A 25,799-nucleotide genomic window follows, 5' to 3' on the forward strand; every position below is an offset into this window, starting at 1 on the left:
ACTTTATTGAATCAGATTATGAAAAAAAACAGACTTTTTGTACCGGGCATGGGGCTTACCTTTCATTTATGGATAAAGCGGCCATCCTTAAATCCAAAGTTGTCTTATGCTTTGGCCATGTCTATACTGATCGGAGTATCGGTCGCAGAGGCGCAGACGAATGCATCCGTATCCGGTCTGGTGCGTGATGAGCAGGGAACGAAAATATCCGGTGCTACTATTACGATAGAAAATAAATTGACGGCTTTTCGTAAAAGCAGTACAACTGATGCGGAAGGTGTATTTGTATTTGAAGGAATACCCGCCGGCGAAGGATATACTTTTATAATCAGTTCATTGGGCTACAGTAAAAAAGAGCTTACAGGCTACACAATCAAAAGCAATGACAAACTTGCCATCAGTGTTACGCTGGAATCCAGAAATGATGTGCTGGAGGAAGTTGTCGTGACGGCTTTGGGTATCAAACGGGAGAAAAAAGCTTTGGGTTATACTGTTGCTGAATTAAAGGGGAATGAACTTACACAGGGGAAAGAAGCGAATGTGGCCAATGCCCTGTCGGGTAAGGTAGCCGGTGTACAGGTAAGCCGTGCAGCATCAGGAGCCGGTGGTTCATCGAAAGTGATTATCCGTGGTAATAATTCACTGATCGGCAATAGTCAGCCGCTTTATGTCGTGGATGGTGTGCCGATTGACAATCAGAATTACGGTGCCGCAGGAAGTTCCGGCGGAACAGATTACGGAGATGGTATCAGTAATATTAATCCGGAGGATATCGAAACGATATCGGTTCTGAAAGGTCCTAATGCTGCTGCACTGTATGGACAGCGGGGTTCAAATGGTGTTATTCTTATTACCACTAAAACAGGAAAAGCCGGCAGAGGATTAAATATCAATTTCAATAGTGATTTTTCTATAGGGACGGCCCTTGTGCTTCCGGATTTTCAGAATGTATACGGGCAGGGATTAAACGGTAATTTTACACATTTTAGAAAGACCGACGGGAAAATTGTAACAATGGCAGAAGCTATTGCCAACAATTACTCCGGTATGCCCAAAATGAGTGCCGGCCGGGACAGATTGATGCGGTCATCATGGGGAGCGAAAATGGAAGGACAGCAGTATGAGGATCAGTTTGGAAATGTCTTAAGTTTCACTCCGAAACCGAATACATACGGCGATTTTTTTGATACGGAGAAACAATTTGTAAATGATCTGAGTGTAGACGGGGGTAATGAAAAGATCAACTACCGTTTTTCGTATGCCAATACAAATATCAAGGGATATGTACCGACTAACACTATAAACCGTAACAGTCTCAACCTACGCACACAGGCCAATATCACAGATAAATTCAGCATAGATGTCAAAGCTAATTATATTATGCAGGAAGGCGTTAACCGGCCTACATTATCTGATGCATCGGACAATCCAGCTTACCTGCTGATCTCGCAGCCCAGAAGTATGGGAATGGATGTACTGGCCGATTATAAATGGACGAAGCATGATATTGATAATCAGCTGGGTTTTTCAAACTTATTTGAGGGATTGGAGAAAACCTATGCAACCAACAGTTCTACAGCCAATCCGTACTGGACCATACATGAAAACAGAAATACGGACAGACGTGATCGTTTGATTGGTTTGTTAAGACTGTCGTATGAGTTTGCGCCCTGGTTACGACTCACAGCTACCGGAGGTACGGATCTGTATACGGATCAGCGGTTCCGTTATCGTCCGATCGGAACATACCAGAGTCTCAATCGCAAAGGCGATATCCGGGAGGAAATTATCCGGTCCAGAGAAAACAACCTGGATGCATTGCTAAGTTCCAGTTTCAGTGCGACGGAGGATATCAAGATCTCACTCAATGCCGGGGCCAGTCATCTCAGCCGGTTTATGCGAAATACCGGAAACACAGGTAATCAGTTTATTGTTCCGGATCTGTACGTGATCAATAATACCACTACAAATTCATATATCTTTAATCTTATTGAGTCGGAGATTAATTCGGTTTACGGATCGGGACAGATCAGCTATAAAGATTATGCTTTTCTGGATTTTTCAGCACGAAACGATTGGTCTTCTACTTTATCCAAGAATAATAATTCCTTTTTCTATCCGTCTGTCAGCGGAAGTTTGATTCTGTCGGATATATGGAAATTCAATCCAAAAGCGCTTTCATTCCTGAAAGTCAGAGCTTCATGGGCACAAGCCGGTAGTTCAGGTAATCCCTATCAGCTTACAGGAGCTTATAGTCTGAATCAGTATACACACGGAGGTGTGCCACTGGCAACTTTTACAGAAGTAATTCCTGATCCGGATCTGAAAAATGAACTGACTACTTCAGTCGAGTTTGGTGCTGACCTGCGTTTTCTGAATAACCGGATGAACTTTTCTTTTACTTATTACAATGCCAATACCAAAAATCAAATCTTAGATATTCCGATTGCACCTTCAAGTATGTTTAAGGTGAACCGTATTAATGCCGGAGAGATCTCGAATAAAGGGATAGAATTTGTACTGGGTGGTACGCCAGTCAAAACATCCGGTGGATTTCAGTGGGAAACATCTTTCAACTTTAACCGCAACCGCAATATGGTTAAATCTCTGGCTCCCGGAGTCGATGTTTTCCTGTTGGGATCGGATAGGGGGATCAATGTGGTAGCTGAGGTAGGTAAGCCGTTCGGACAGCTTATAGGTACGCAGTTTGCCTGGATCAAAGATGAAAACGGAAACAGACTGATTGATCCTAATACAGGTCTGCCGCTTCGTACTGCAGGACGTGTCACTACTGATCTGGGTAATGCACAACCGAAATGGCTGGGCGGATTCTCTAATACATTCCGTTATAAAGGTATAGCCTTATATGCACTGGTAGATATCCGTCAGGGAGGTTTAATCTTTTCTCAATCTAACCGGGAGCAAATTATCTACGGTGTATCTAATAAGACAGTCGAAGGCCGTGACGGTACATATGTGGCATCAGGATATCTTGGTACTTTACAGCCGGATAATACCTGGAAAAACTCAGGTGTGCAGAATACGATGCAGGTGCGGGCACAGGATTACTGGAATGTGGTGGCAGGAGAAAAGGAAGTGATGGTATCCGAGGAAATGCTTAATGACGGAAGTTATATTGCTATGCGCGAAATCAGCCTGTCCTACAGTCTTCCAAAAGGTATACTGCCTCCGAAATATATACAAGGCGCTAAAGTCGGAGTATACGGGCGCAATCTATTCTATTTTCAGCGTAAAACAGATGGATTTTCTCCTGAATCGGCTTCATTCAATACCAATAACTCTTCGATCGGTATAGAGTCAACTTCTTTACCGATGATGCGTAATATTGGAATCAATTTATCTGTAAACTTTTAATATCCGGAAAAATGAAACGTAGTAACATATATAAAGTAAGTTTGGGACTATTTATCGGTTCTGTCTTATTAAACAGCTGTACAAAAGATTTTGAACAGATCAATAAACCGCCGACCTCTGTCACGACAATAGATCCGGGTCTTCTGCTGTCACGTTCTCTTCGGGACGGTAGTTTCTATGAGTCCGGCGAATTGCCGAATAATAAATTTGGATCATGGGTACAGCATTGGGCGGGAGGTCCGATTGTTCCGACATCGAGATATATCGAAGCACCGGAGAATGCGATCTGGTCACAGCACTATGATTTGCTGAAAAATCTGATGCAGATCCGTCAGGAATTAAAAGGTAAAGAAGATCTGCCGGAAGGTCGCAGTAAACTGGCGATAGCGCGAATCTATGAAATCTATATCTGGCAACGTATGACAGATCTGTTCGGAGATATACCTTTTTCTGCTGTAACGCAGGATGCGGGAGCAATACAGCGTACACCGGCATTTGACAAACAGGAGGATATCTATCCGGTGCTGATCCAGCAACTGGATGCAGCTCTTGCCAGACTGAATGCGTCTGACAATTCGTACGGAACAGCCGATTTTTTCTACGGAGGTAATGTGTCGAAATGGGCAAAGTTTGGGAACTCTCTTAAACTGAAACTGGGTATGCGTATACGGTACGCCAATGCCCAACTGGCACAGAAGACGGTTACGGAAGCTATTGCATCTCCGTATGGATTATTGAGTTCAAATGCAGACAATGCTGCGGTTCCGACTTTCAATAATGCGCAGGCCGAAAACTACAACCCCATGTTACGTCAGTTTATTACCGGTAGTTCGGATATTCGTTATCTCGCTAATACCCTGGTTACCACACTTAAAAATTACAATGATCCCCGATTACCTTTGATAGCAGCTCCTACAGCTAGCTCTGCCGGTACCGGGACAGATAAGTATGAAGGAATAGGAGTGGCGCTTACGGATAATCAGTTAGCACAGGTGATTCGCGCTAATTACTCTACGGCATCCACAAAAACCTGGTTTAGTATCTCTTTTGCACCAATTCCGAGTTACGCGCTTACGTATTCTGAAGTTGCTTTTTTCAGAGCAGAAGCAGCTTTCTTGGGTTGGGATCAGGTAGATGCAGAAAAAACATTTCAGGATGCTGTAAAGGCAGCTTTTGCCGTGTCACCCTATAATATGGCTACTGTTCCGCAGACCTACGTCGATCAGGTTTTATCTTTTAACGGTTTATCTGCAGATCAGCGGTTAGAAAAAATCCAGACCCAAAAATGGATACATTTGTTTGGTCGTAATTTTGAAGCTTTCGCGGAATGGAGAAGAACGGGTTATCCTGTGTTGACTCCGGGACCTATGCAAGGGTCTACAAACGGCAAGATTCCGCGTAGAGCAATATATTCTTCAGAAGAGGCTCAGCTTAATGAAGCAAATTATAAAGCTGCTGTGGAGCGGATGTCTAACGGTGATTCATTCCTGTCCAAAGTATGGTGGGATAAGAAATAGTATATAATATCACATTGGAGGGGACTTTGCTGAAAGTCTCCTTTTTTATGTTTTCTTTTACAGAATAAAGAAAAGTTAGGGATAATTGGTAAATCAGTGCTAAATAATTATTTTTATAGCTTGGGGTATCTGTTGAAGATATAATAATAGAGAAGAAGCTAAGAAATGAACGAAATACTGTTAGTAGAGGATGAACAAAATGTCGCTGAACTGGTTATTCAGGGATTGGAAGAGGACGGATATAAAGTCATTCATGCTATGGATGGTCTTAAGGCATTAGAAATTGTACGGACAAAGGCTGTGGATCTGGTTATTCTGGATATTTTGCTACCTCAAATGAACGGGCTGGATGTGTGTAAAGCTATCCGGGATTCGGGATATACAGATCTTCCTGTACTGATGCTTACTGCTCTTGGAAGTCCCGAAAATGTGGTGCTTGGACTGGATAATGGCGCGGATGATTATATGTCAAAACCCTTTAAATTAATCGAATTAAAGGCAAGAATAAGAACGCTACTGCGCCGTAAGTCAGAGATTTCAAAATCTGTACAAAGCCAGATGAAAAATGAAGTATATCGTTACAGTGTGTTAAAACTTGATGATTATCAAAAAGTAGCTTACTGTAATGATGAGGAGCTCAATCTGACTTCTACTGAATATCGTCTTTTACAGCTTTTTATGCGATCACCCAAAAAAGTCTTTATGCGAAGCGAATTGCTGGATGAAGTATGGGGGATTAATTTTGATATAGGCTCAAATGTTGTGGATGTATATGTCAACTACCTGCGCCGTAAAATAGAAAAACACAGCCCGATGAAATTGATTCATACGGTAATCGGTATGGGATATGTTCTCAAAGGAGATGAATAAATAAATTTATGCGTAGTTACAACAAGACACTTTACTTTTCTATTGGCATCCTGATTGTTTATACCGTTCTGTTTGTCACATTCATCTTTTATTCTATTTCTAATTTTGCATTCAGTGATTTCTATAAACGATTAGAACTGCGCCGTAAGCTTGCTGCAGAGCGCTTGCTCAAGACCGATCATAGCGGGGATCAGCAGCATCTTCAGACTGAATATGTTGAGAATCTGTTCAATCAGAAGGAGTTTATGGCGGAGATTGATAAGCAGGGTAATTTTCGTTCTATTGTGGCGTTTCCCGCCGATCTGTCCGGACAGATCAGTAAAAACGGTCCCAGTAATTTTAAAGACGGCAAAATCTTCTATTCTACTAATATCTACCAAAAGGATGGTCGTCATTATCTGATCGGGGTATCTGCCGAAAATTATTTCTACACCCATCATCTGGCTTATCTTCGTAACCTGTTGTTTATCAGCCTTCTGTTTGCCTGTTTGCTGATCATTGTTATTTCAATGATTGTAAAGCGTTCTTTTCTGAAGCCTATTCACAAAATCATCAAGGAAGTCGAAATTATCGGATCGGAGAATCTGTATCTCAGGCTGAATGAATCAAAAGATAAAAGCGTACTTAACAAACTGGCCGCTACTTTCAACAGCATGCTCAACAGGATAGAAACTTCTTTTGAAACACAGAAGAACTTTATAAGTAATGCTTCGCATGAATTAAATACACCACTTACTTCCATCATTGTGACAGCTGATCTCGCACTTTCCAAGCAGAGGACAGATGATGAATACAGAACAGCACTTTCCCGAATTATGGATGCAGCCGGACATCTGGAGAAAAAAACGCATGCCTTGCTGTTACTGGCGCGTACAGGCTATGAAGGAAATAAAATCAATTTCAAACCCACGCGTGTCGACCAGGCCGTAATGGATGCTGAATTAATGGTCAAGCAAATAAACAATAAGTTCAGGATTAAAACAGATTTCAGTTTGTTGCCGGAAGATTCCATGCGTCTGAAAGTAAATGGTGTACTTCCTTTGTTGCATCTGGCCTTTTCTAATATTATTTCCAATGCCTGCAAGTATTCTGCGGATCAGACTGCATATATCGCTTTGGGAGCCTCAAAGGATAAGGTTGTTATTGTTATCAAAGACAATGGTATCGGTATTCCTGAGAAAGAACTCAAACATATCTACGATCCTTATTTCAGAGCTTCCAATACGCTTAATTATTCTGGATACGGGATAGGTTTGCCACTGGCCCGTAATATTATACATATGCACAACGGTCAGTTGCGGGTGAGCTCGGTTGAAGGACAGGGAACGACTGTCACTATCGAATTACCTTCTCTTTTTGTCTGATTTTAATCCGGTTTTAATCCGTTTTAAGCATTTTAATCTCATTTTAATTTCTTCCTTAAAAGTCTAATGGACTTCTAATGTGCGGTTAATGCTGCTGCAATAGTGCTGTCTTACTTTTGTAAGTACTATGGCAAAGGCAAAAAGAATATTGATACCGACGGATTTCAGCATCCATTCTTTACAGTTTCTGATTACCGTATTAGAAGAGGAGCCGGCGGCTCAGGTAGAGGTTGTACTCGCATATGGTATGCGTTCCGGTTCGTTCATGACTGAACTATTTATTTTTTCCAAAGAAGAGTATCTGCAAAAGGTACAATCTGAAGAATTTATAAAAGGATGTCAGATGATAGAAAACCGTTTCGGTGAAAAGGTCAGTGGACTGTATGCAGATGTGCTTACTTCTGATAACCCTAACTATATCCGAAACTACCTTAAAGGAAATCATATTCACGAAGTCATATTACACGAAGAGCATTACAGTACCTGTACGCACAAACATTATCTGGACCTTCACCGTCCTATGATGAAAGCTGCACCTTTTTTATCGGTATTGTCTGACTCTTCACTTTCAGAGAAACAGCATGCTGAACAGAATGAAATTGCTGATTTATTTTTTAGAAGTCAATATGATGTTACGTATTAGTAAATCTACATTAACGAAGGTCAATTATGTATTGATTATTTCCTTGTTGATGGTTGCATTGACAGGAGTATTGTTTTCCAGAAGCCCTGAAAAACTTATTCAGGGGGAATGGGAAGAAGTGGGATGGTATTTTGAAAAGTCTGATTACAATAATAAGACCAGTAGTCAAAGTGGTTATATCAATGAACAGATGAAGTTGGAAATCTTTGATCAGGTGGTGCCTTATCATATGAATGTATGGCATTTTGCAGAGAATGGAAGCATTCTTTCTGAGCAGGACACAGATAGCCTGCAATGGTATATCAAAGGTCGTGGTCATATTCTGGAACTCCGTAAGGATGGAAGGAAAATTGAGAGTTTTCAAATTCAGAACCTGACAAGAGATAAGATGGAATTGCATTTTAATCTTGATCTGCAAGTCAAAGGAGTTGTAAAAATAGTTTTAAAAAGAAAAGAATTAGAAAATAATTATGCTAAGAAAGTATAGTAATCATAGAACGCAACAGGACAACATGTGGCTGGGAGGCTTGACAGCCTTCTCAGCAGGCATGACTAATGTCGTGTCGGTGATTGTCTTTTTCTCCTTTACCTCTAATATTACGGGGTATTATGCTGTTTTTTCACAGGAGGTATCCAAAGGCAATTGGTATCAGGGAGCCGTCGTACTTTTGTGGATCTTACTTTTCTTTATCGGAAGTCTGGTTTCCAATAGTTTGATTATTCACGGTAAAGGCAGGTGGAGTCAGTATGTATCGCATGCCGTGCCCATCATGCTGGAGATTATCAGTATACTTGGTGTGGGAATCTACCTGGAATTCTTTTATCAGGAGACCTTACAGGAAACAGAATTTTTAGTAGGGGCCTTATTATTTGCGATGGGACTTCAAAATGGTCTTACAGCAAGTATTTCCAATTCTGTGATTAAGACGACGCACCTTACCGGTCTGTCAACGGATCTCGCTATTCTGGTATCAATGTTTGCCAAAAGGGAAAACCGTCGGAATAAGGCATTGGTGCAGAAATTTCACTTGTTGCTCACGATATTATTTGCGTATATCATTGGCGGACTGACCAGCGGACTGGTTTACAACTATATCGGGAATAAGGCTTTTTATGTCGTTTGTTTTGTATTGCTGGTTATTGCTTTTTATGATTATTATAAATTGAAAATGATCAGATACCATTATGAAAGAAGACATCGCAAAAGAGAGAAAGTGGAAGCAAAAAATCTGATGCCTGAACAGATGGAGATATAATGGAGGAACGATCCTAACAATATGACGGCCGTTCTTCTTGCAAACAGTGTACGTTAAAAATATTTATAATTGAGTTTTTTTAGTTTTTCAGGGTAAACCGGTGCTTTTAAAGTTGGCTGATTTCAGTAGTAGATCAGTCAACTTTTGCTTTGTGTTCGGGTATTAGGGGGGATCAATTCAAATCGCTCTGCTAACTCCGGTTTACTGCAGGGACGGCTTATCATAACCTCTTCTCTTCTGAAAACAGTCGTGTCATGGTGAGAAACCCAAAGTTTATCCGCTTCCTAAGAATCGCTCTTGTATTTTATTTTTGAAATAACGTTACTCTTCTTATTTTCCGCATTAAAAAGTACAGCTCATAAAACAAATACTTAAAACAATGAGATGCAGTTTATATTCTGATTACATATTTTACTCATATATTGATATAGCGGCACATCTTATGTTTTAAATAACTCTCAATCGTTCTTCTTCCAGATCGATCTGATAGAGTTGCTGACGGATGAACTCTTCGTTTACTGCCGGATCTTTATTTAATTCGGTAAGAAACTGACGCTGACTTTCGAGCAGTTCATAGAAGACAGCTTTTGTCTTATCACTCATCCAGCTGTCATCAGCAGCTTTTGTCTTATCTTCCCAATGTTTCATGATCAGATCCATCCCTGCATGTCCTTTCAGTTCATTGTCATATTTGTGCTTTAGAAACTGATAGGTGTGTTGTTTCAGATCCTGTTTCATCTTTTGTCTGGCTGATTTTTCTTTTTCCTCGTTTATAAATGCGCGGAATGAGCCACTTTTTTCTATAAAATAAGGAAGCGTAAGTCCTTGAACAACAAGGGTGAGCAATATAACTACAAAGGTGATAAATAAGATCAGATTGCGATATGGAAACGCCATGCCATTGTCGAAAGCAACAGGTATGGATAATGCCGCTGCTAAAGAGACTACACCCCGCATACCTGTCCAGCCTAGTAGCAGAGGCATGAGCAATTGTCTTCTTCTGGAAGTAGCACGCGGCGCCACATTGGGACGAAAAATAAGGGTGGCCATCATCGCTGCATACGAGCTGACGATACGGGCTGCAACGAGTACTACAGTTACCAGGACTCCATATCCTATGGCTGTACGGAGGGGGATACCTTTGGAGCGTAGACCTTCTACGATCTCTGGAAGTTCCAGACCTATGATGAAAAAAACGGTACCATTGAGAATAAATACAAAACTCTCCCATACGCTGTAACCTCTGATACGACTGGTGCTATTCAGGAATATCAACCTTCTGGCAGACATAAACAATCCGCCACAAACGACAGCCATCACTCCCGAACTGTGCACCTGCTCGGCAATCCAATACATAATATACGGTTCAATGAGTGTAAGGGTGATGTCGGATGCGGCATCTGTCGGAAGGCGTTTGTGTGCCTGCACAAATAGCCAGGCCAGTACCAGTCCTATACCTGCACCGCCCACCACCATCCAAAGAAAACTAAGTGTTGCTTCATGCCAGATAAACTGTCCGGTGCCCACTGTCACTAACGCAAAGCGGAAGATAATCAATGAGGATGCATCATTGAGCAGACTTTCTCCTTCCAGAATGGCAGATGTTGACTTGGGGATTTTTACAAATTTGGTGATGGCTCCGGTACTCACAGCATCCGGAGGAGATACAATGCCGCCTAATAGAAATCCAAGTGCAATCGTGAAGCCGGGAATAAAGTAATTCGCTGCCAAGGCTACGGATAACGCTGTGAAAAAGACGACAAGGAAAGCAAAGCTACCGATGATGCGCCACCATTTTTTCATCTCTTTAAAGGAGATGGACCAGCTGGCTTCAAAAAGCAGGGGAGGGAGAAATATAAAGAAAATAAGATCAGGATTAATTCTTACGACTGGTAATCCCGGTATAAAACTGATCAGTAGCCCGCCGATAACCAGAAGTATGGGATAAGCGATTCGGAGTCTCGCAGCCCACATGTTCAGGAGTACGATGACGGCTATCATAGCCAAAATAAGAGGGAAGAAGGTGTGCATCGGATGAGTTGTGCTGTAGTTTTAATGGAAAGATTTTTACATCAGTACGTCTTTGACAGGTTGTATAGGTTTTGGAATGTCCGTTTCTCCCAGCATCTGCAACAGATCGATTTCTATGGTTCTGCAGATAGAAAGCATCGGAATGTCTGTACCTAATCCTTCAAAAGGATTTTCGGAATAATCCCCAATCAATTCCATCAGTACATAGATCCAGCCTACGATTGTCCCAAAGGGTATCATCAGCCAGACTCCGGCATCTCCCAGTTTTGAAAATTCGGCAACAATCCCTAAAGGTAAGAGCAGTATAAAAATACAGTTGAAAATAAAACTCAGATTGGCATATTGCCGGGGTATCGGAAATTTTTTGATCCGTTCGGCTCTTCCCTGATGATCGTAGAAATCGGAAAGCACTTTTTGCAGATCCAGCTGTTTCCGCATATGCAGGACTGCTTGTTCTTCCAGTGCTGCCAGTTGCTGAGATTGCAGGTTGATGAGCTGGGTTGCCTTATTAGCAGCAGTGCGGAGTTCCTGATCATCAAAGAAATAATTTTGTTTTTGGGTTTCGTTCAGGTAATCTCTATACAAACCCACACCCTCCAGTTCCTGACGTTTTCGGGCTATTTTTCCAAAGTGCCCTCTCAGACTTACATGTTCCCATTGTGTAGGGACCAGTAGTTGTTCCCGAAGGGTATACAGCCAGGCTATATGGCGGTATATCAGGTGTTTTTTTAGCTGATTGATCTCATTCGATGTAAACTGTGTATCTGCACTGTTGCATACAAAAGCATTTACCATAGTTCCCCAGCTTCTGCTGCTGTTGACGATTGCACCCCATATTTTTCGCGCTTCCCACACCCTGTCGTAAGACTGGTTGTTTTTGAAGCCTATATAAAAAGCTAATGCCGTACCGACTAAAGATACCGGCAACCAGGGAATAGAAATCCAGTGCCACCCGGCTACTTTATAAAGGATGGATACCAATACCATATAGGTAATCAGCCACCAGAGGTGATGACCTGCGAATCTGAAAATTGCCGTCAGACTAAGCGTTTTTCTTACAATCATGAATTTTAAGTGTGATGTATACTCAAATATAAAATATTTCATGAATTATTTGTGTAAAGGAGAAGGTAGACAAATTACAAAACAACAAAAGGAATCTGATTTGTTTTGTGAAAAAAAATATTTTGAAAATTATTTTTTATTCTCATATATTTATATTTAAATTTATTTTTCCGTTTAATGGAATTATAATTAACCAGATAAATTATGAAATTTCAACCCAAGAAATGTATTGTTGCGCTATTCTTAGTCGTAGCATCAGGTTATGTCAATGCTCAGGAGCAAATTATTAAAGATAATTTACAGATAGGCGAATATGATTATTCCATTGAATTGGGACCCGGAAAAAGGTTATACTTTGGAGGTATCTCTGAATCCACCGACTTTCTTTCTATGTACCGGTATAATGAAGCGTTTAATAGCAGTCATCTGAGGGTAGAGATCGGAGATGATCACGGATCTCCCGGAGACCGTTTTGTTGTCGGGGCAAAAGATTACAGAACAGGCTTGTATCATCCTTACTTTCAGGTGCTAGCTAATGGAAATATAGGGGTTGGGATGAATGAACCAGCTGAAAGACTCTCTGTAAATGGTAATATCAGAACAAAGGAGATCAAGGTTGAAGCCGCTAATTGGCCGGATTATGTTTTTAAGAAAGATTATAAATTAAGATCACTCTCCGAGCTTAATACCTATATAGAGGAGCATGGTCATCTGCCGGATATTCCTAAGGCAGCTGAAGTTGAGAAAGAAGGAGTATCACTTGGAGAAATGAATAAATTATTGCTTAAGAAAGTAGAAGAATTGACGCTTTATATACTTAATCAGGAGAAAAGGATTAGTGAATTAGAAAAGAGATAGCTGTAATAAGTTATTTAGAAAGTAAATACAGACCTAAACTAATCAATCCAAATTGTGAAAAATAGATTTTTAATATTGATGATTTGCTTATGTATAGCAGGAGCAAATAATAGAGCATACTCACAAATTCCCGAAGGACCGAAGCTTCCGAACAATATACCACCGTCACCTACAGCAGCTTCATTAGGAATCTACGGAGAGGTACCTGTTAATAATTATTCCGGACAGGTTAATGCTGAAATACCATTATATAAATATAGTCAAAGTGGTTTTGAGTTAGATATGAAATTATCTTATTTAAGTTCCGGACTTCGGTATCTGGATAAAGCTTCGATAGTAGGACTTGGCTGGAGTTTAAATGCAGGAGGTGTAATTACCAGAAGTATTAAATCTGTGGATGATCTCAGGCCCAACGGATTTTCAAATGGGACCTCCAAGGACGCAGAGCCGGATATATTTTTCTATAATTTCAATGGTAGAACAGGGCGATTTATTTTACCCTATTCTGCCGGACTGCAGTCTGCTAAAATAATTAATCAATCGGAAGATATCCTGATTTACAGGGAGAATGATGATAATTTTGCAGCCTTAACTCCGGATGGCGTAAAATATTATTTCAGACAAAAAGAATATTCTTCATTAACAAGCCCTTCGAATATTACAAATGATGTGATTTCAGCATGGTATCTCAGTGAAATAGTATTGAATAACAATGAAAGGATAGTTTTTACCTATAGTGTTGCTCCTCGTAGTCTACTATCTTCTTCTTCGCAATTAATGCAAATTAGTATTAGCTCTATTGGTACAACTGCAACCACTCCTGAATGTAATACTCAAATAATAAATAGCTATCCTCGATATCAGAGTCTCGGAGGTAATACTATAGCTAAGGCTGATGAAGTACTGCTTCAACGTATAACCGGAAAAAATGGACAAATTGCCTTTTCTTATGATGAGAGAGAAGATCTTCAAACTTCGGACGGGAAGGCCAAAAAACTAATATCATTTTTAATAAAAAATAATGAAAACGAGGTTCTCCGAAACTTTAATTTTGACTATTCTTATTTTTCGGTTGATGGGAATACCGCTAGTCGGAGATTAAAATTGACTAAAGTGGAAGAATCGGCATCCGATATCTTACAAAAGAAAACACACACTTTGGGATATTATGAAGGGAATATTCCAATGACCACCGCTGCAACACAGAAATATTATGGGTATTACAGTCAGGATCCTTTTGTGACAATGCTCAAATCTATCACTTATCCTACAGGTGGATACACACAATTTACCTATGAAAATCATGATTATTTACCAGTGTGAGTGTCTCAACAGCTTCTGTTCCTGCATCAGAATTAGGAGTACGTATTAAGAATATGATAAATTATGATATAAACGGGAATATCCTTTTGAATAGAACTTTTAATTATAATAAGCTAATAAATGGAGAATTGCTGTCGTCGGGCAGGCTACTATCCTATTATACAAATTTGGGTTCTAATCGAGCTACTTATTCTACCTCATGCGGTAATCAGCCTGTGTCTGTAACAATAGACCGTTCTTATGTATATTCCAGCAGTATAGTGTCTCTCGGGAGCTCAAGTGTCATCGTTGGTTATGATCAGGTCAATGTTGTGGATACGGGTATTAATATGAGTAATGGAAAAAAAGAATATTTTTTTGTAAATAATCCCGATACCTATGATAAAATAATTCCGGGCGTACAGGGTACAAATGATTATAAAAACGGAACCATGATTGCTGAAAAAACATATGCATGGAATCCATCAGCCAAAAGGTATACGTTAAGACAAGCCGTATACTATGATTATGAATATGTAGATCAATCAAATTATTCAGGAGCTGTTTTCGCCTATGAAAATACAAGCTTTTCAGTATACCGCATCGGAATTTTCAAATCACGTTTGAATAATAAAACAGAGAGCTTTAAAGAAGATAATGTGGATACTATAGGCGTATCAACGGCATATAAGTATACGGGTAACTATCTGAGTCCTGCTTCAATCTCTTCAAAACGTAGTACGGGGGATATTACGAGGTTGGAAAAAAAATATCCGTTTGATTTTTCAAGTGTATTTCCATGTAATGAGATGTTGTCAAATCATTTTATTTCTCCCGTTTTAGAAGAATCATACAGTGTTAATAGTCAGGAAAGTATTAGAATAAAAAACAACTATATACGTAAAAAAGAGAACAATACACAATTGTTTGTTTTGGAATCCGTCGCAAGTAAATATGATAATAATACTTTAGAGCAGCGTATAGAATCAACAAACTTTACTTCAAACGGCCGGCCTCAGCAGATCCGTCTCAGTAATGGTCCTTCAAAAGCCTACCAATGGAATAAAAACAATGAATATCCTGTTGTGGAAATCATCAACGCAAATAATAACGATACCAAGTACAACTATGATATAAGGTCTCAAAACTTAAATTTCGAGACTATAGCAGGAAGAAGCCGTACCCTTTCATTTACGACTAATTATGATGGAAATATAGAAATAAAATTATTTCCAGGTACTTTTCTGTCATCTAATAGCATTTTATATGTTGACTATATGTTATCGGGGGCGTATTCTACAAACGGCTATTTTTGTATGAGTAACTCTCCGTCACAATATTGCTATTCCGGTAATAAAGATGCAAATACACTACTGATAAAGAACGCTCCTGCAGGAAATTATACACTTACTATATATTGTAAAACCTCAATTCCAAATAGTGCAGGGATGGTGAGTGTTACCTATCCTCAAGGCACTTTAATTGAAAATGCACTAAAGGAATTTTATTATCAGGGATTTGAAGAAGAAGAGCAATACAGGCATGTGAATGCTATTTTTGGAAAAGGATGTTTATACGGTGATTATCTTATCCCTTTTACTGCACCCAATGCAAAAGCTTACATTGTCGATTACCGCTATCTGGAGAATGGAAAATGGTTTTATATGAAGAGAAGTTTTCAAAACAATATGTTATTGACTGACGGAGAGGGTATTGATGAAGTAAGAGTATATCCTGCAGGTAGTCAGATGAATACATACACCTATACCTCACAAGTCGGGATGACAAGTAAAACAGATCCAAAAGGACTTACGGAATTCTATGAGTATGATGGTTTTCAACGTCTCAGATATGTTAAAGATCTGGATAATAATATTATTAGAACTATTGATTATCGTTATAAAGGCCAATAAAATGAAAATATTCTTATTATTTACGGGATGCTTTGTATTAAATATACTCTGTCTTAGAAACGGTCTTGCTCAGGAGCATAAAACATTAGTCAGTTATAACGGTCAAAACCTAATTGAAGCAAAAAAGAGTATTACATTAAAAAGCGGATTTCATATTCCGAGTGGAAGTAATGTTGTTTTAAGGGTTAATCCGAGTGGTGGGGATATCCCTTATTTTAATACGTTTTCAGATCAGGATCATAATTATATAATGACGCGTGATCTTCTTATCCCCGGAATTACAAAAGCTAATGTTTCTGAGGCCAGAAAGGCTAATGAAGAAAAACGAGAAATAAAATATTATGATGGGCTGGGTAGAATCATTCAGCAGATACAGGTGAAGGGGTCTCCTAATTACAATGATATTGTACAGCATTTTTCTTATGATTCATTTGGCAGAGAAACGTTAAAATATCTTCTTTACAGTGCCAATGAAGCTGGTGACGGGAAATTTAAGACTTCAGCAGGTAACGATATTTTGAACTATTACAATGGAGCCGTTTCCTGGGATGCTTCTGTAGTGAAGACAGCATACCCATATGCAGAAATTGTTTTTGAGAATAGTCCATTAAACAGAGCTGTTAAAAAGGGTAATCAAGGTGCTGATTGGCAACCTGTAACTAATACAGGTAATGACCATTCCATTAAAACGAGTTATGGAACTAATTCTCTTAATGAGGTGAAGCAGTGGGTCGCGAATTTATCCGGAAATGGCGCAAACGCAATTATGTATAAAAGCGGACAACTCTTCAAAACTATTGTAAGAAATGAAAATGTTCCCATTGACCAACGGGCCGGTTCGGTGGAGGAATTTAAGGATTTTGATGGAAATATTGTACTGGTACGTATATGGGAAACCGAAGTGAAAAGTTTAAGTACATACTATGTATACGATTATTTGGGCAATATTCTATACGTATTACCACCGGCAGTCAATGAGAATGGCATAGCTACCCTTGATAATGCTTTTAATGAAGAAGATTTTAAATTTAAAGAATACATATACGGCTATAAGTATGATAAAAGAAAAAGATTAATTGAAAAAAAGATCCCGGGAAAACAAAAGGAATATTTAATTTATAATAAACTGGATCAGCTGATATTAACGCAGGATGGTAATCAACGTACAAAAGGAGAATGGTCGTATAGCAGATATGATGCTTTCGGCAGAATAGCTTCCACAGGTATTTACAAAAATACAGTTTATACTTCTGCAGAGTCTATTCGGAATATTGTTGATTCCTTTACCGGCCCCTTATGGGAAAGCAGAAACGGTCATGCTGTATATTTTAACAATACGTTTCCCGTTGCTGAAAACGGTGTCAGTATAAGTGAACGGCTTGTAAACTATTATGATGATTATAATTTTGAAGGAGCATCCTTTTTACCATTTGTAAATATAAGCAAGAGCGAAATGATCAATTCACTTCAGACAGGATCTAAAGTGTATAAGGAAGATGGAAGTGATCCTTTGTTTAGTGTCATATATTATGACGATAGGGGGCGTGTCTTACAGACTGCTTCCCAAAACCATCTGACAGGAACAGATTATGTTACTAATACCTATAATTTCGCGGGTGAACTACTGGTGAGTACACATCTCCATAAATCAAGTCCATCGGCATCTGTGACTCAGATTATCACCAAAAACGAATTTGATCATATGGGCAGACCAACTTCAATTAAGCAACAAATAAATTCGCAGAACTTAGTTACTATTAGTACTAATAACTATAATGAAATAGGGCAATTGGTCGAAAAACAAATCGGAGCAGATTATAATGGGGGCAACAGTCACGCAAACATACAATATACTTATAATGAAAGAGGATGGTTGAATACAAGTATATCTGATTTTTTTAGTCTGAAATTAAAATATGGGGATGGAAATACTCCTCAGTGGAATGGTAATATTTCTGAACAGCAATGGGGACAGACTGCATTGCCGGGTGAAAAATTTGTATATGAATATGATCAGCTCAGCCGTCTGAAAAACGGAACCAGTCCATCTGGTATGTCCGAATTATTAAACTATGATGAGATGGGAAATATTACCAAGTTAATACGGGACGGAGCTTCCATACATTATACCTATAGCGGAAATAAGTTGAGCATGGTTTCGGGAATAGCTAACGGAAATTATGCTTATGATAATAATGGGAATGTGAGTGCCGATCGTAATGGTCTGAACTATGTATATACTCATTTTAATATCCCCAAAGCAGTAAATGGCAATGGAAAAACGATAAGCTACCTGTATGATGCAAATGGCATAAAGCTTCGTAAGATTTCAAATGAAACGGGTAGAAGAGACTATATTGGTAATATCGAATATCAAAACGGGAATATAGCGATGATCCGTCATGCAGAAGGAGTAGCTATATTGAAGACAGACGGTACTTATATTTATCATTATAACCTAACGGATCATCTCGGGAATGTACGGGCAACGCTGTATCGCAATCCGGCAACTAATCAGGTAGAAGCGTTACAACGGGATGATTATTATCCTTTTGGACTACGGAAAGTTTTAAAAGGTGGAAATAATAAATATCTTTATAATGGAAAAGAGATTCAGGGCGAACTTGGAGATCAGTATGATTATGGAGCAAGGTTTTATGATCCGGTGATTGCAAGGTGGGGTATGATGGATCTATTGGCGGAGAAGTTTGCAGGTTGGTCACCGTATAATTACACGATGGACAACCCGATTAACCTAATTGACCCTACGGGCATGGCACCGGAGGATTGGGTATTGGGTAAGTTTGGTAATATTTACTGGGATAAGAATGCAACTTCACAGGCTACAACTAAGGCAGGAGAAACTTATCTAGGAAGAGATTTAATCTTTACATTTAACAGCTATATAGATGCCGACCTTTGGGATGGTCCTTTAGGAAGTTTCCCTGCTGGGAATAAAATTTCATCTACTATTAATGTAAGTGCAAATACAGATACAGATAACAATTTATTATCTATAAATGTTAATTCTGATGAGCCTAAAATAAATAAAACAGGAGGCTGGATACCTACAGATAACTATTATCCTGGAGAAACCAATTATAAGGTTAATAAATCGGGACTAAATAGCGGACAAAAAATCAGTTATGAACAACATGCAAAAGTTAATTTTTTAGAAGAGGTAGGGTTGAGTTTAATGGGATATGACAAGGTAAATGTTGCTCAGAAATTAACTATTGGGTTAAATGGAAATAATTTAGGAGTTGAAGCAGCTACGGATATTTTTCCATCTGCAAGTTTATCAGTAAAAGGAACCGGGAATTCAAATTCTTATAGATTAATGAATTATAAACAACCTTCTTTCAAGAATACTCATAAGACAAACATTGTTAGAGAAGGAAGCATGGGGGCAATGCCTGTGACAAGGACAACTTCGACAAAGCCAGCAGCAGCTTTCTATCAACGATATAAAAAATAGAACACTATGAAAGGAGATCGTTTCTTTAAAGTTTTAGTCTATATTTTAGTATTAAATATTGTTTTTTATTTAGTTTATTATATTACAAATGAAGAAGCAAAATCAATTAAATTATCAGATTTACGTAATGCAGAAGATTGGTTTTTGTTTATTTGGTTATTCGGAATACCTGTTTTATTGGATTTTTTAATTGTAGGTTTGCCTATTAGTTATGGATTTAGTAAGTATCAGTTATCACGTAAAACTTATGTTTTATTATTTTTTGCACTTATAGTTGAGTTTTTACTGACAAGTTTACTTTATGGGAATGAACCTGCTTTAACCAAGGTTGGTTTAAGTATTATTCTTTTTATCCCTTTAATAATATCCTTTAAAACTCATTTGAATTATACAAATAAAAACTAAAAAAGATAGCCACCTGCCGATGCGAGCGTGTCGCTCGTGTATAAGAGGAACTTGGAGATCAGTATGATTATGAGCAAGATTTTATGATCCGATGATTGCAAGGTGGAGTATGGCGGATCCGTTGGCGGAGCAGATGCGTCGTCATTCGCCATATAATTATGCTTTTGACAATCCGATTAGATTTATAGATCCGGATGGAAAGGCGCCTGAATGGATACCAAAAGTATATAATAATACTTTAGTACTCCAGAAAGAACAGGGTGATGATGCCCAAACGTTAGCTAAGTTTTTAGGTCTTGATCAAAAAACTGCGGATAAGGAGTATTCAAATACTAGCCGTTACGGATTATTAAAGTTGTCAGATAATATTCCTGGTGTTAAAGAAATAAATCTCTTCAAGATGTTAAGAATAATCCTGATAAATATAGTGATGCTTTTTTTGCAAAGTTGACTACTGAAACAAACTATAACTGTTTTGAATGTGCAGTATCAATATCAAAAAGAGAAACACCTAATTTTTCTTTAGCAATGAGTACAAGCAAATTTGATAAAATAATAAAGGGGATGGAAAATGTTACAGGTAACGCTCAAAAATGCAAATTTGGCGAAACGATAGTTTCTTTTGGAGGAGAAAAATTTAGTTTGTTTGATTTTGGGACTGTCTCAGACACAAAACATGGAGCTATCTATTTAGGAACCTCTAAAGAAGGGACGGAATACACATGGAGTAAGGATGGACTTTATGAAACACCTAAAGTTAGGTCTATTAATTATCTTAAAAATGAATATAGTGAAGTCGTTAAATATTATAACTATAAGTAATGTGTCGTTTCTGTAATAAGACTGCTTTTATTTTATTGATTTTAATATTGATTGCCAATGTTATAATATGTTTATTATATGAAGTGCCATTACGGAATAGTAGTGTTTTATTGATAGTAGCTGTCATTATTCTTATTATGGTAAGAACCAAAGCTAACTGGTTTGCATTTGTTGCACTTTGTCTTTATGGAATGTACGATCTATTTTACATAGGAAGGACTTCGAGTGATGCACTCACAATGGACTTTTTATACCCTGTTGAAATTCTAATACAAGAAGAGTATAATGTGCGTCGGTTGAAATGGTTTGTCGGATTGTTACCACTCTTGTTTTATCTTCAGTTTCTTATAATCTTGGTTTCAAAAACTGGTAGAAGGGAATATGGAATAATAGGTAATAAGTGATTTTGGATTAGCTTTTGATATTGTAGGAGTTACGAAGGTAAGACAGACTACAATCTGGATTGGAAATCTCTATCTACTTTAGGGAAATCTAAAGGTCTTGAATGGGGCTGAGACTGGAAAATCAAAGATATACCTCATTTTCAGAATATGTTTGGTAATGGTATGAAAGATTTAAGAGCCTTACCAAAAGATAAGAAAGGATTTCCAATATTAAAACCGTAGTAAGATGCTGAAATATACAATTTTCTCTTTGCTTCTAGTCTCTTGTAATTTTACAGAAAAGGGAAAGATTAGAAAGAATGATATCAATCAATCTGATGTTTCTGTCATCAGTAATCATCTGTTTATGGAGAAACAGGGCAAGCTAATATAATCTATGAATTTGATTCAGATAGAATTAAAGTATTGGAAACCAAATATTCTTACCTGACCGGATTGGCAAATTTAAAATCAGATAAAGATATAAAATTAGAATATAAGATTAGTTATTCTATTGATTTAGAAGGGCATCTTATAGGAAAGGAAATCCCTGCCAGAATAGATATATTCAACGAATTTAAAAACACAGTTCCTTTTGAATTGAAGTAAACCAAAGCCCCCGTCTGGCGCAAGTGTGTCACTTGTGCTATAGAATAAGCAACAGTAACGGAGAGGTAAGTTTTGCTGCATATACTAATGTTTTCCCGTCTGCAATACTGCGCTTTAATGATCAGACTATTATGAAATATAATCAACCCTCTTTTTATCAACAGCATGTTGCTCCGATAATTAATAATTCGAGCCCAACTTCTGGATCTATACCAATACATGATTTTAGTTACTATCCTTCAAGATTTTATAAAAGATATTAAGTTATGGGCATTTCAAAAGGAAGTATATTTATATATTTAGTAATTAAGTATTTGGTTTTTTTTATAATATTAGCCTTTATTGATAATCGATTTAATGAGTTGGTTTTCAATAAATCTGATAATTTTGCTTCATTGTTTCAAAATACTATAGGATATTCATTATGGATAGTTGTTTTTTCATTTTTTCTTAGCGTAATCTTCTTTATCCCTGTTTTTTTAATATGTAAGATTAAAAATGTCTTTGTTTTCATTTTGTTATCATCCCTTGTAATTTCTTTAGAATATTTTGTTTATGTTTATTTCACCTCCGTTGAATATTGGTATGATAAGAATGGGGTTATTAATTTTCTTGTAAGTATTTTGTTTTTTGTTTTTTTATTTTTTAGAAGGCATGTAGTTAAATAATAACGTTCTCTACAAAGCGAATTAAGAGAGGTTGTACCTGGTATTGTTACCTCAAATAATCCAGGTACAAAAGATTTGGCAACCAAAGGGTTTAAGGGAGGAGTTGGGTATAATTCCAAAACTAATAAAATGAGTTTTAAATTTCATGGATGGGATAAGGCTATTAATAACCACAACGGAGGGGGGACTGCTAAATATGGTCAGAACTATCTGAAATCTATAAAAGATATGATCAGGAACTCTGTAAAACCAACTTCACAAAATTATTAGAATTATGAATAAGCTTTTAATGATGTTTATTTTGCTTTATTTGTCTTGTTTTGGACTCTCTCAAGATAAAGAAGATATTGTATTGTCTGTTTTATCCAAAGTGTTGTAGGTAAGACAATCGGGTTTAATCTGAGTGATGAGAATGAGCAATTCTTTTATAATACAAAGAAAAGTGACTATGATCAATCTTTAGTCAGCAAAATTGATTTTTCTGAAATTCCTAAGAGTATCTTCTTAAAATGCAATGGCGAATTGGGGGATATTAGTTGTATTACGCAGGTGAATTACTGAACAGAGGAATACTCTTTAACAACCTTCAATCTAAAATATCAATCTTTTATTTGTGATTATTTTTCATTTACGCCTGATAATACCTTTATTAGTTCATCTGTTAAAGAATCTCCCTTCAGGTCTTTTGCAATAACGGTTCCGTCAGGAGCAATCAGGAAATTTGCAGGTATGGAAGTTATACCGTATTTCTGGTATACGTCGCTATTATTTCCTTTCAAATCTGATACTTGTGGCCATAAGAGCTTATCTTTAATAATGGCTTCAGTCCATTTTTGTTTGTCTGTATCAATGGATACACTTAGAATAGTGAAATTGTATTTTTGATAATGCTCATAAGCCCGGATAAGATTAGGGTGTTCTTCTCTGCAAGGTCCGCACCAGGAAGCCCAAAAATCTAAAAGAACATATTTTCCATTGAATTCAGATAGGCTTACCGTATTGTCACTTACATCTTTCATGGAAAAATCAAAGGCTTTCATTCCCGGTATTAATTTCTTTTTAGTTTTAATTCGTTCGCGAATAATTGCGGCATATTCTGACTGCTTTAAATTGTCAGCAAGGGTATTATATACTTCTTCAACTTTAAAAATGTAGGTGTTAATTCGTGATAAGTCATAAAGCATATCAAGACTTACGTATGAGTCAGGGTGCATTCTAGCAAATGCCAATTTATTATCCGCTTCTTCGTAATATAATTTTTCAAGCTCTCTTTTGTTGTAATTGACCAATGCAGTATCTTTTTTCTCTGATTCATTGAATTGATCCGGATCTTTTATAAGTCTTTTTTTTTGTTTCAATTGTGTTTGTTGATTTTCAAATTGTTGTAATGTTTCGTTTAATGCTGTTCCGCTGACTACAGCTCCTGTTAGCGTATCCGGACTATTTATTTCAATCTCCCCCGGCTCTAAAAACACATGTATACTTTCTGTAATAAAGTAAGCATAAGCAGGATTTTGATTTCTGGAAATGTATGCTTTTGTCGGATATTTCACTGAGCCTGTAAATGTAAATTTGTGATGCAATGCAGTAGTACTCTTCTGGATAAATTTGCCATTTTCCTTGTAAGAGAGAAACAGGGAATCTCCTTCTCTTAATTTTTCTCCGTAACCTGTAATTGTAAATGCTGTTTGTCCGTAAACTGATGTGTAACCAACAATAAATAAGAAGGAAATCAGTAATTTAAGTAGTTTTTTCATATCGGTATTGTCTGAAAACAGTTGTTATAATGAAGTTTTTGGTAGCATATATTAGCTTATCACTAAATAAGATGATATCTGAAAAAGTTATGGTGTATTGATGGAATTCAAATTTTCAGAAAGTTGAATTTACATCTTTTTATTATTCACTGCAAAAGGTGATGTAAATAAGAAAACCTTTTTTGTCGGAATCTACCCCTGATGTTGTCGTTTTTACCCAGTGCAGAATATCAGAATGTTTCCCAATTTTGTATTGTTACTAATCTTAAAACTAAACTTGGACAGATTTATGAAAAATTCACTTTACGTCAGAAATCTTATTATATTACTCTTAATCACAATCATTATGACTATGGCATCTTCATCACATGGACAACAGATTAAACCGACAGATAGTGGCTATGCTGTTGCTAATGGAACCAAAGTATATTACGAAATATATGGCGAAGGCAGACCTGTAATTTTGCTGCATGGTGCATACATGACCATTGATTTAAACTGGGGTCAGTTAATTCCGGAGCTTTCCAGGACAAGAAAAGTTATTGCCATTGAATTGCAGGGGCACGGTCATACCCCGTTTTCCGATAGAATTTTATCCCGTGCTACTTTGGCAAGCGATGTGGAAGGAGTAATGGATTACCTGAGAATTGAAAGTGCAGATATCGCAGGATATAGTTTTGGGGGTTCTGTCGCCTATCAGTTTGCCATACAAAGCCCGGAAAGACTTAAAAAATTAGTAATTATCTCTTCTACCTATAAAAGCAGTGGCTGGATGCCGGAAGTGACTAATGCATTTAAAGGTATGAAACCTGAATTATTTGCAAATTCACCTTTGCAAACGGCATATGATGCGGTGGCACCGGACAAAACAAAATGGACAAAATTTCTGGAACAGATGATGGCTTCAGCCAAAGAACCATACGACCTTGGCGATGATAATATTGCGAAAATCACTTCTCCTGTACTGCTGATCGCTGGTGACAATGATGGGCTGGATAAGATTGAGCTGGTAAAAACATATCAACTGCTGGGAGGAGCAGTATGTGCAGATTTTGGAGAACTACCTCCATCACAATTGGCGATTGTCCCCTCGCAGGGGCATAGAAGCCTGATGATGCAAACACAAACAATATTAAGCTATTTGAATAGTTTTTTACAGTAAAGGAATGTTTCAGGTCCGAATCTGGAATTGCGTCCTATATTTTGTTTCAAAAAACGGAGGGACATTGCATAAAAAAACCTTCATCAAAAGATGAAGGTTTCTGCGGAGAGTGAGGGATTTTTCTGATAAACATAAATAACTGATATGAAGCCATTTACATTTAATCAGCTAAAAACCCCACCTCGAAAGGCTCCTTTATGCGGTGTGCAAATTGTACTAAACTTTATACGTAAATATAGTGATAATTATCTGATTATCAAAAATATAAAGTTCAAAAAATGAACTGGTTATTGATTAGCGTAATGTAGATGTTCCGGGGAA

The 25,799-nt window shown here is 37.7% G+C and carries 19 protein-coding genes; 16 read left to right on the forward strand and 3 right to left on the reverse strand.

Features of this window, described 5'->3' with window-relative positions; translation table 11 throughout:
• Positions 1 to 18: 18 nt before the first annotated feature.
• The 7 genes from HMPREF0766_RS20845 to HMPREF0766_RS20875 all read left to right on the forward strand — a co-directional run bounded on the left by HMPREF0766_RS20845 (position 19) and on the right by HMPREF0766_RS20875 (position 9,025).
• On the forward strand, positions 19 to 3,375 hold the full coding sequence (locus HMPREF0766_RS20845; protein ID WP_003001935.1) for a SusC/RagA family TonB-linked outer membrane protein: 3,357 nt from the start codon (positions 19 to 21) through the stop codon (positions 3,373 to 3,375).
• Between the two features lie 11 nt (positions 3,376 to 3,386).
• On the forward strand, positions 3,387 to 4,892 hold the full coding sequence (locus tag HMPREF0766_RS20850) for a SusD/RagB family nutrient-binding outer membrane lipoprotein (RefSeq protein ID WP_003001937.1): 1,506 nt from the start codon (positions 3,387 to 3,389) through the stop codon (positions 4,890 to 4,892).
• A gap of 165 nt (positions 4,893 to 5,057) precedes the next feature.
• Complete coding sequence (locus tag HMPREF0766_RS20855; protein WP_003001940.1) at positions 5,058 to 5,762, forward strand: response regulator transcription factor; 705 nt, start codon at positions 5,058 to 5,060, stop codon at positions 5,760 to 5,762.
• 8 nt (positions 5,763 to 5,770) lie between these two features.
• Entirely contained in the window at positions 5,771 to 7,126 is a 1,356-nt protein-coding gene (locus HMPREF0766_RS20860; RefSeq protein ID WP_003001943.1) for a HAMP domain-containing sensor histidine kinase, read from the forward strand.
• Positions 7,127 to 7,253: 127 nt separating this feature from the next.
• The gene (locus HMPREF0766_RS20865; RefSeq protein WP_003001946.1) at positions 7,254 to 7,769 is read left to right on the forward strand and encodes a hypothetical protein; all 516 of its coding nucleotides are present in this window, start codon (positions 7,254 to 7,256) and stop codon (positions 7,767 to 7,769) included.
• The gene (locus tag HMPREF0766_RS20870; RefSeq protein WP_003001947.1) at positions 7,753 to 8,256 is read left to right on the forward strand and encodes a hypothetical protein; all 504 of its coding nucleotides are present in this window, start codon (positions 7,753 to 7,755) and stop codon (positions 8,254 to 8,256) included. Before HMPREF0766_RS20865 ends, HMPREF0766_RS20870 begins: the two co-directional genes overlap by 17 nt.
• The gene (locus HMPREF0766_RS20875; RefSeq protein WP_003001950.1) at positions 8,240 to 9,025 is read left to right on the forward strand and encodes a YoaK family protein; all 786 of its coding nucleotides are present in this window, start codon (positions 8,240 to 8,242) and stop codon (positions 9,023 to 9,025) included. The genes HMPREF0766_RS20870 and HMPREF0766_RS20875 overlap by 17 nt, the downstream gene beginning before the upstream one ends.
• Positions 9,026 to 9,472: 447 nt before the next feature.
• On the opposite strand, the gene HMPREF0766_RS20880 is transcribed toward HMPREF0766_RS20875, so the two are convergent.
• Together HMPREF0766_RS20880 and HMPREF0766_RS20885 are read right to left on the reverse strand one after the other, a co-directional pair.
• Positions 9,473 to 11,056: a Na+/H+ antiporter gene (locus HMPREF0766_RS20880; RefSeq protein ID WP_003001953.1), complete on the reverse strand. Its 1,584-nt coding sequence runs from the start codon at positions 11,054 to 11,056 to the stop codon at positions 9,473 to 9,475.
• A 36-nt stretch (positions 11,057 to 11,092) separates the two neighbouring features.
• Positions 11,093 to 12,121, reverse strand: a complete 1,029-nt coding sequence (locus tag HMPREF0766_RS20885) for a bestrophin family protein (protein ID WP_037461092.1) — start codon at positions 12,119 to 12,121, stop codon at positions 11,093 to 11,095.
• Positions 12,122 to 12,325: 204 nt separating this feature from the next.
• On the opposite strand from HMPREF0766_RS20885, the gene HMPREF0766_RS22645 reads away from it, so the two are divergent.
• The 8 genes from HMPREF0766_RS22645 (at position 12,326) to HMPREF0766_RS22425 (ending at position 22,829) form a co-directional block, all read left to right on the forward strand.
• Complete coding sequence (locus tag HMPREF0766_RS22645; RefSeq protein ID WP_003001963.1) at positions 12,326 to 12,979, forward strand: hypothetical protein; 654 nt, start codon at positions 12,326 to 12,328, stop codon at positions 12,977 to 12,979.
• Positions 12,980 to 13,033: 54 nt separating this feature from the next.
• Positions 13,034 to 14,302, forward strand: a complete 1,269-nt coding sequence (locus HMPREF0766_RS20895) for a hypothetical protein (RefSeq protein WP_138944216.1) — start codon at positions 13,034 to 13,036, stop codon at positions 14,300 to 14,302.
• The gene (locus tag HMPREF0766_RS20900; protein WP_037461076.1) at positions 14,299 to 16,194 is read left to right on the forward strand and encodes a hypothetical protein; all 1,896 of its coding nucleotides are present in this window, start codon (positions 14,299 to 14,301) and stop codon (positions 16,192 to 16,194) included. Before HMPREF0766_RS20895 ends, HMPREF0766_RS20900 begins: the two co-directional genes overlap by 4 nt.
• A 1-nt stretch (position 16,195) precedes the next feature.
• Positions 16,196 to 19,672: a DUF6443 domain-containing protein gene (locus tag HMPREF0766_RS22650; RefSeq protein ID WP_236590466.1), complete on the forward strand. Its 3,477-nt coding sequence runs from the start codon at positions 16,196 to 16,198 to the stop codon at positions 19,670 to 19,672.
• A gap of 6 nt (positions 19,673 to 19,678) precedes the next feature.
• The gene (locus HMPREF0766_RS20910) at positions 19,679 to 20,077 is read left to right on the forward strand and encodes a hypothetical protein (RefSeq protein WP_003001972.1); all 399 of its coding nucleotides are present in this window, start codon (positions 19,679 to 19,681) and stop codon (positions 20,075 to 20,077) included.
• 109 nt (positions 20,078 to 20,186) lie between these two features.
• On the forward strand, positions 20,187 to 20,528 hold the full coding sequence (locus tag HMPREF0766_RS20915) for a hypothetical protein (protein ID WP_169311229.1): 342 nt from the start codon (positions 20,187 to 20,189) through the stop codon (positions 20,526 to 20,528).
• 77 nt (positions 20,529 to 20,605) lie between these two features.
• Positions 20,606 to 20,899 (forward strand): hypothetical protein, encoded by a 294-nt coding sequence (locus HMPREF0766_RS20920; protein WP_003001979.1) that lies wholly within the window; start codon positions 20,606 to 20,608, stop codon positions 20,897 to 20,899.
• Positions 20,900 to 22,688: 1,789 nt separating this feature from the next.
• Positions 22,689 to 22,829, forward strand: coding sequence for a hypothetical protein (locus HMPREF0766_RS22425; protein WP_169311230.1), 141 nt, complete (start codon positions 22,689 to 22,691; stop codon positions 22,827 to 22,829).
• A gap of 347 nt (positions 22,830 to 23,176) precedes the next feature.
• On the opposite strand, the gene HMPREF0766_RS20945 is transcribed toward HMPREF0766_RS22425, so the two are convergent.
• Positions 23,177 to 24,316, reverse strand: a complete 1,140-nt coding sequence (locus tag HMPREF0766_RS20945) for a TlpA disulfide reductase family protein (RefSeq protein ID WP_003001993.1) — start codon at positions 24,314 to 24,316, stop codon at positions 23,177 to 23,179.
• 289 nt (positions 24,317 to 24,605) lie between these two features.
• Here HMPREF0766_RS20945 and HMPREF0766_RS20950 point away from each other — a divergent pair, with 289 nt between their 5' ends.
• Positions 24,606 to 25,478, forward strand: coding sequence for an alpha/beta fold hydrolase (locus HMPREF0766_RS20950; RefSeq protein WP_037461096.1), 873 nt, complete (start codon positions 24,606 to 24,608; stop codon positions 25,476 to 25,478).
• The last annotated feature ends 321 nt before the right edge of the window (positions 25,479 to 25,799 follow it).

The sequence above is a fragment of the Sphingobacterium spiritivorum ATCC 33861 genome, from assembly GCF_000143765.1.
Classification (GTDB): Bacteria; Bacteroidota; Bacteroidia; order Sphingobacteriales; family Sphingobacteriaceae; genus Sphingobacterium; species Sphingobacterium spiritivorum.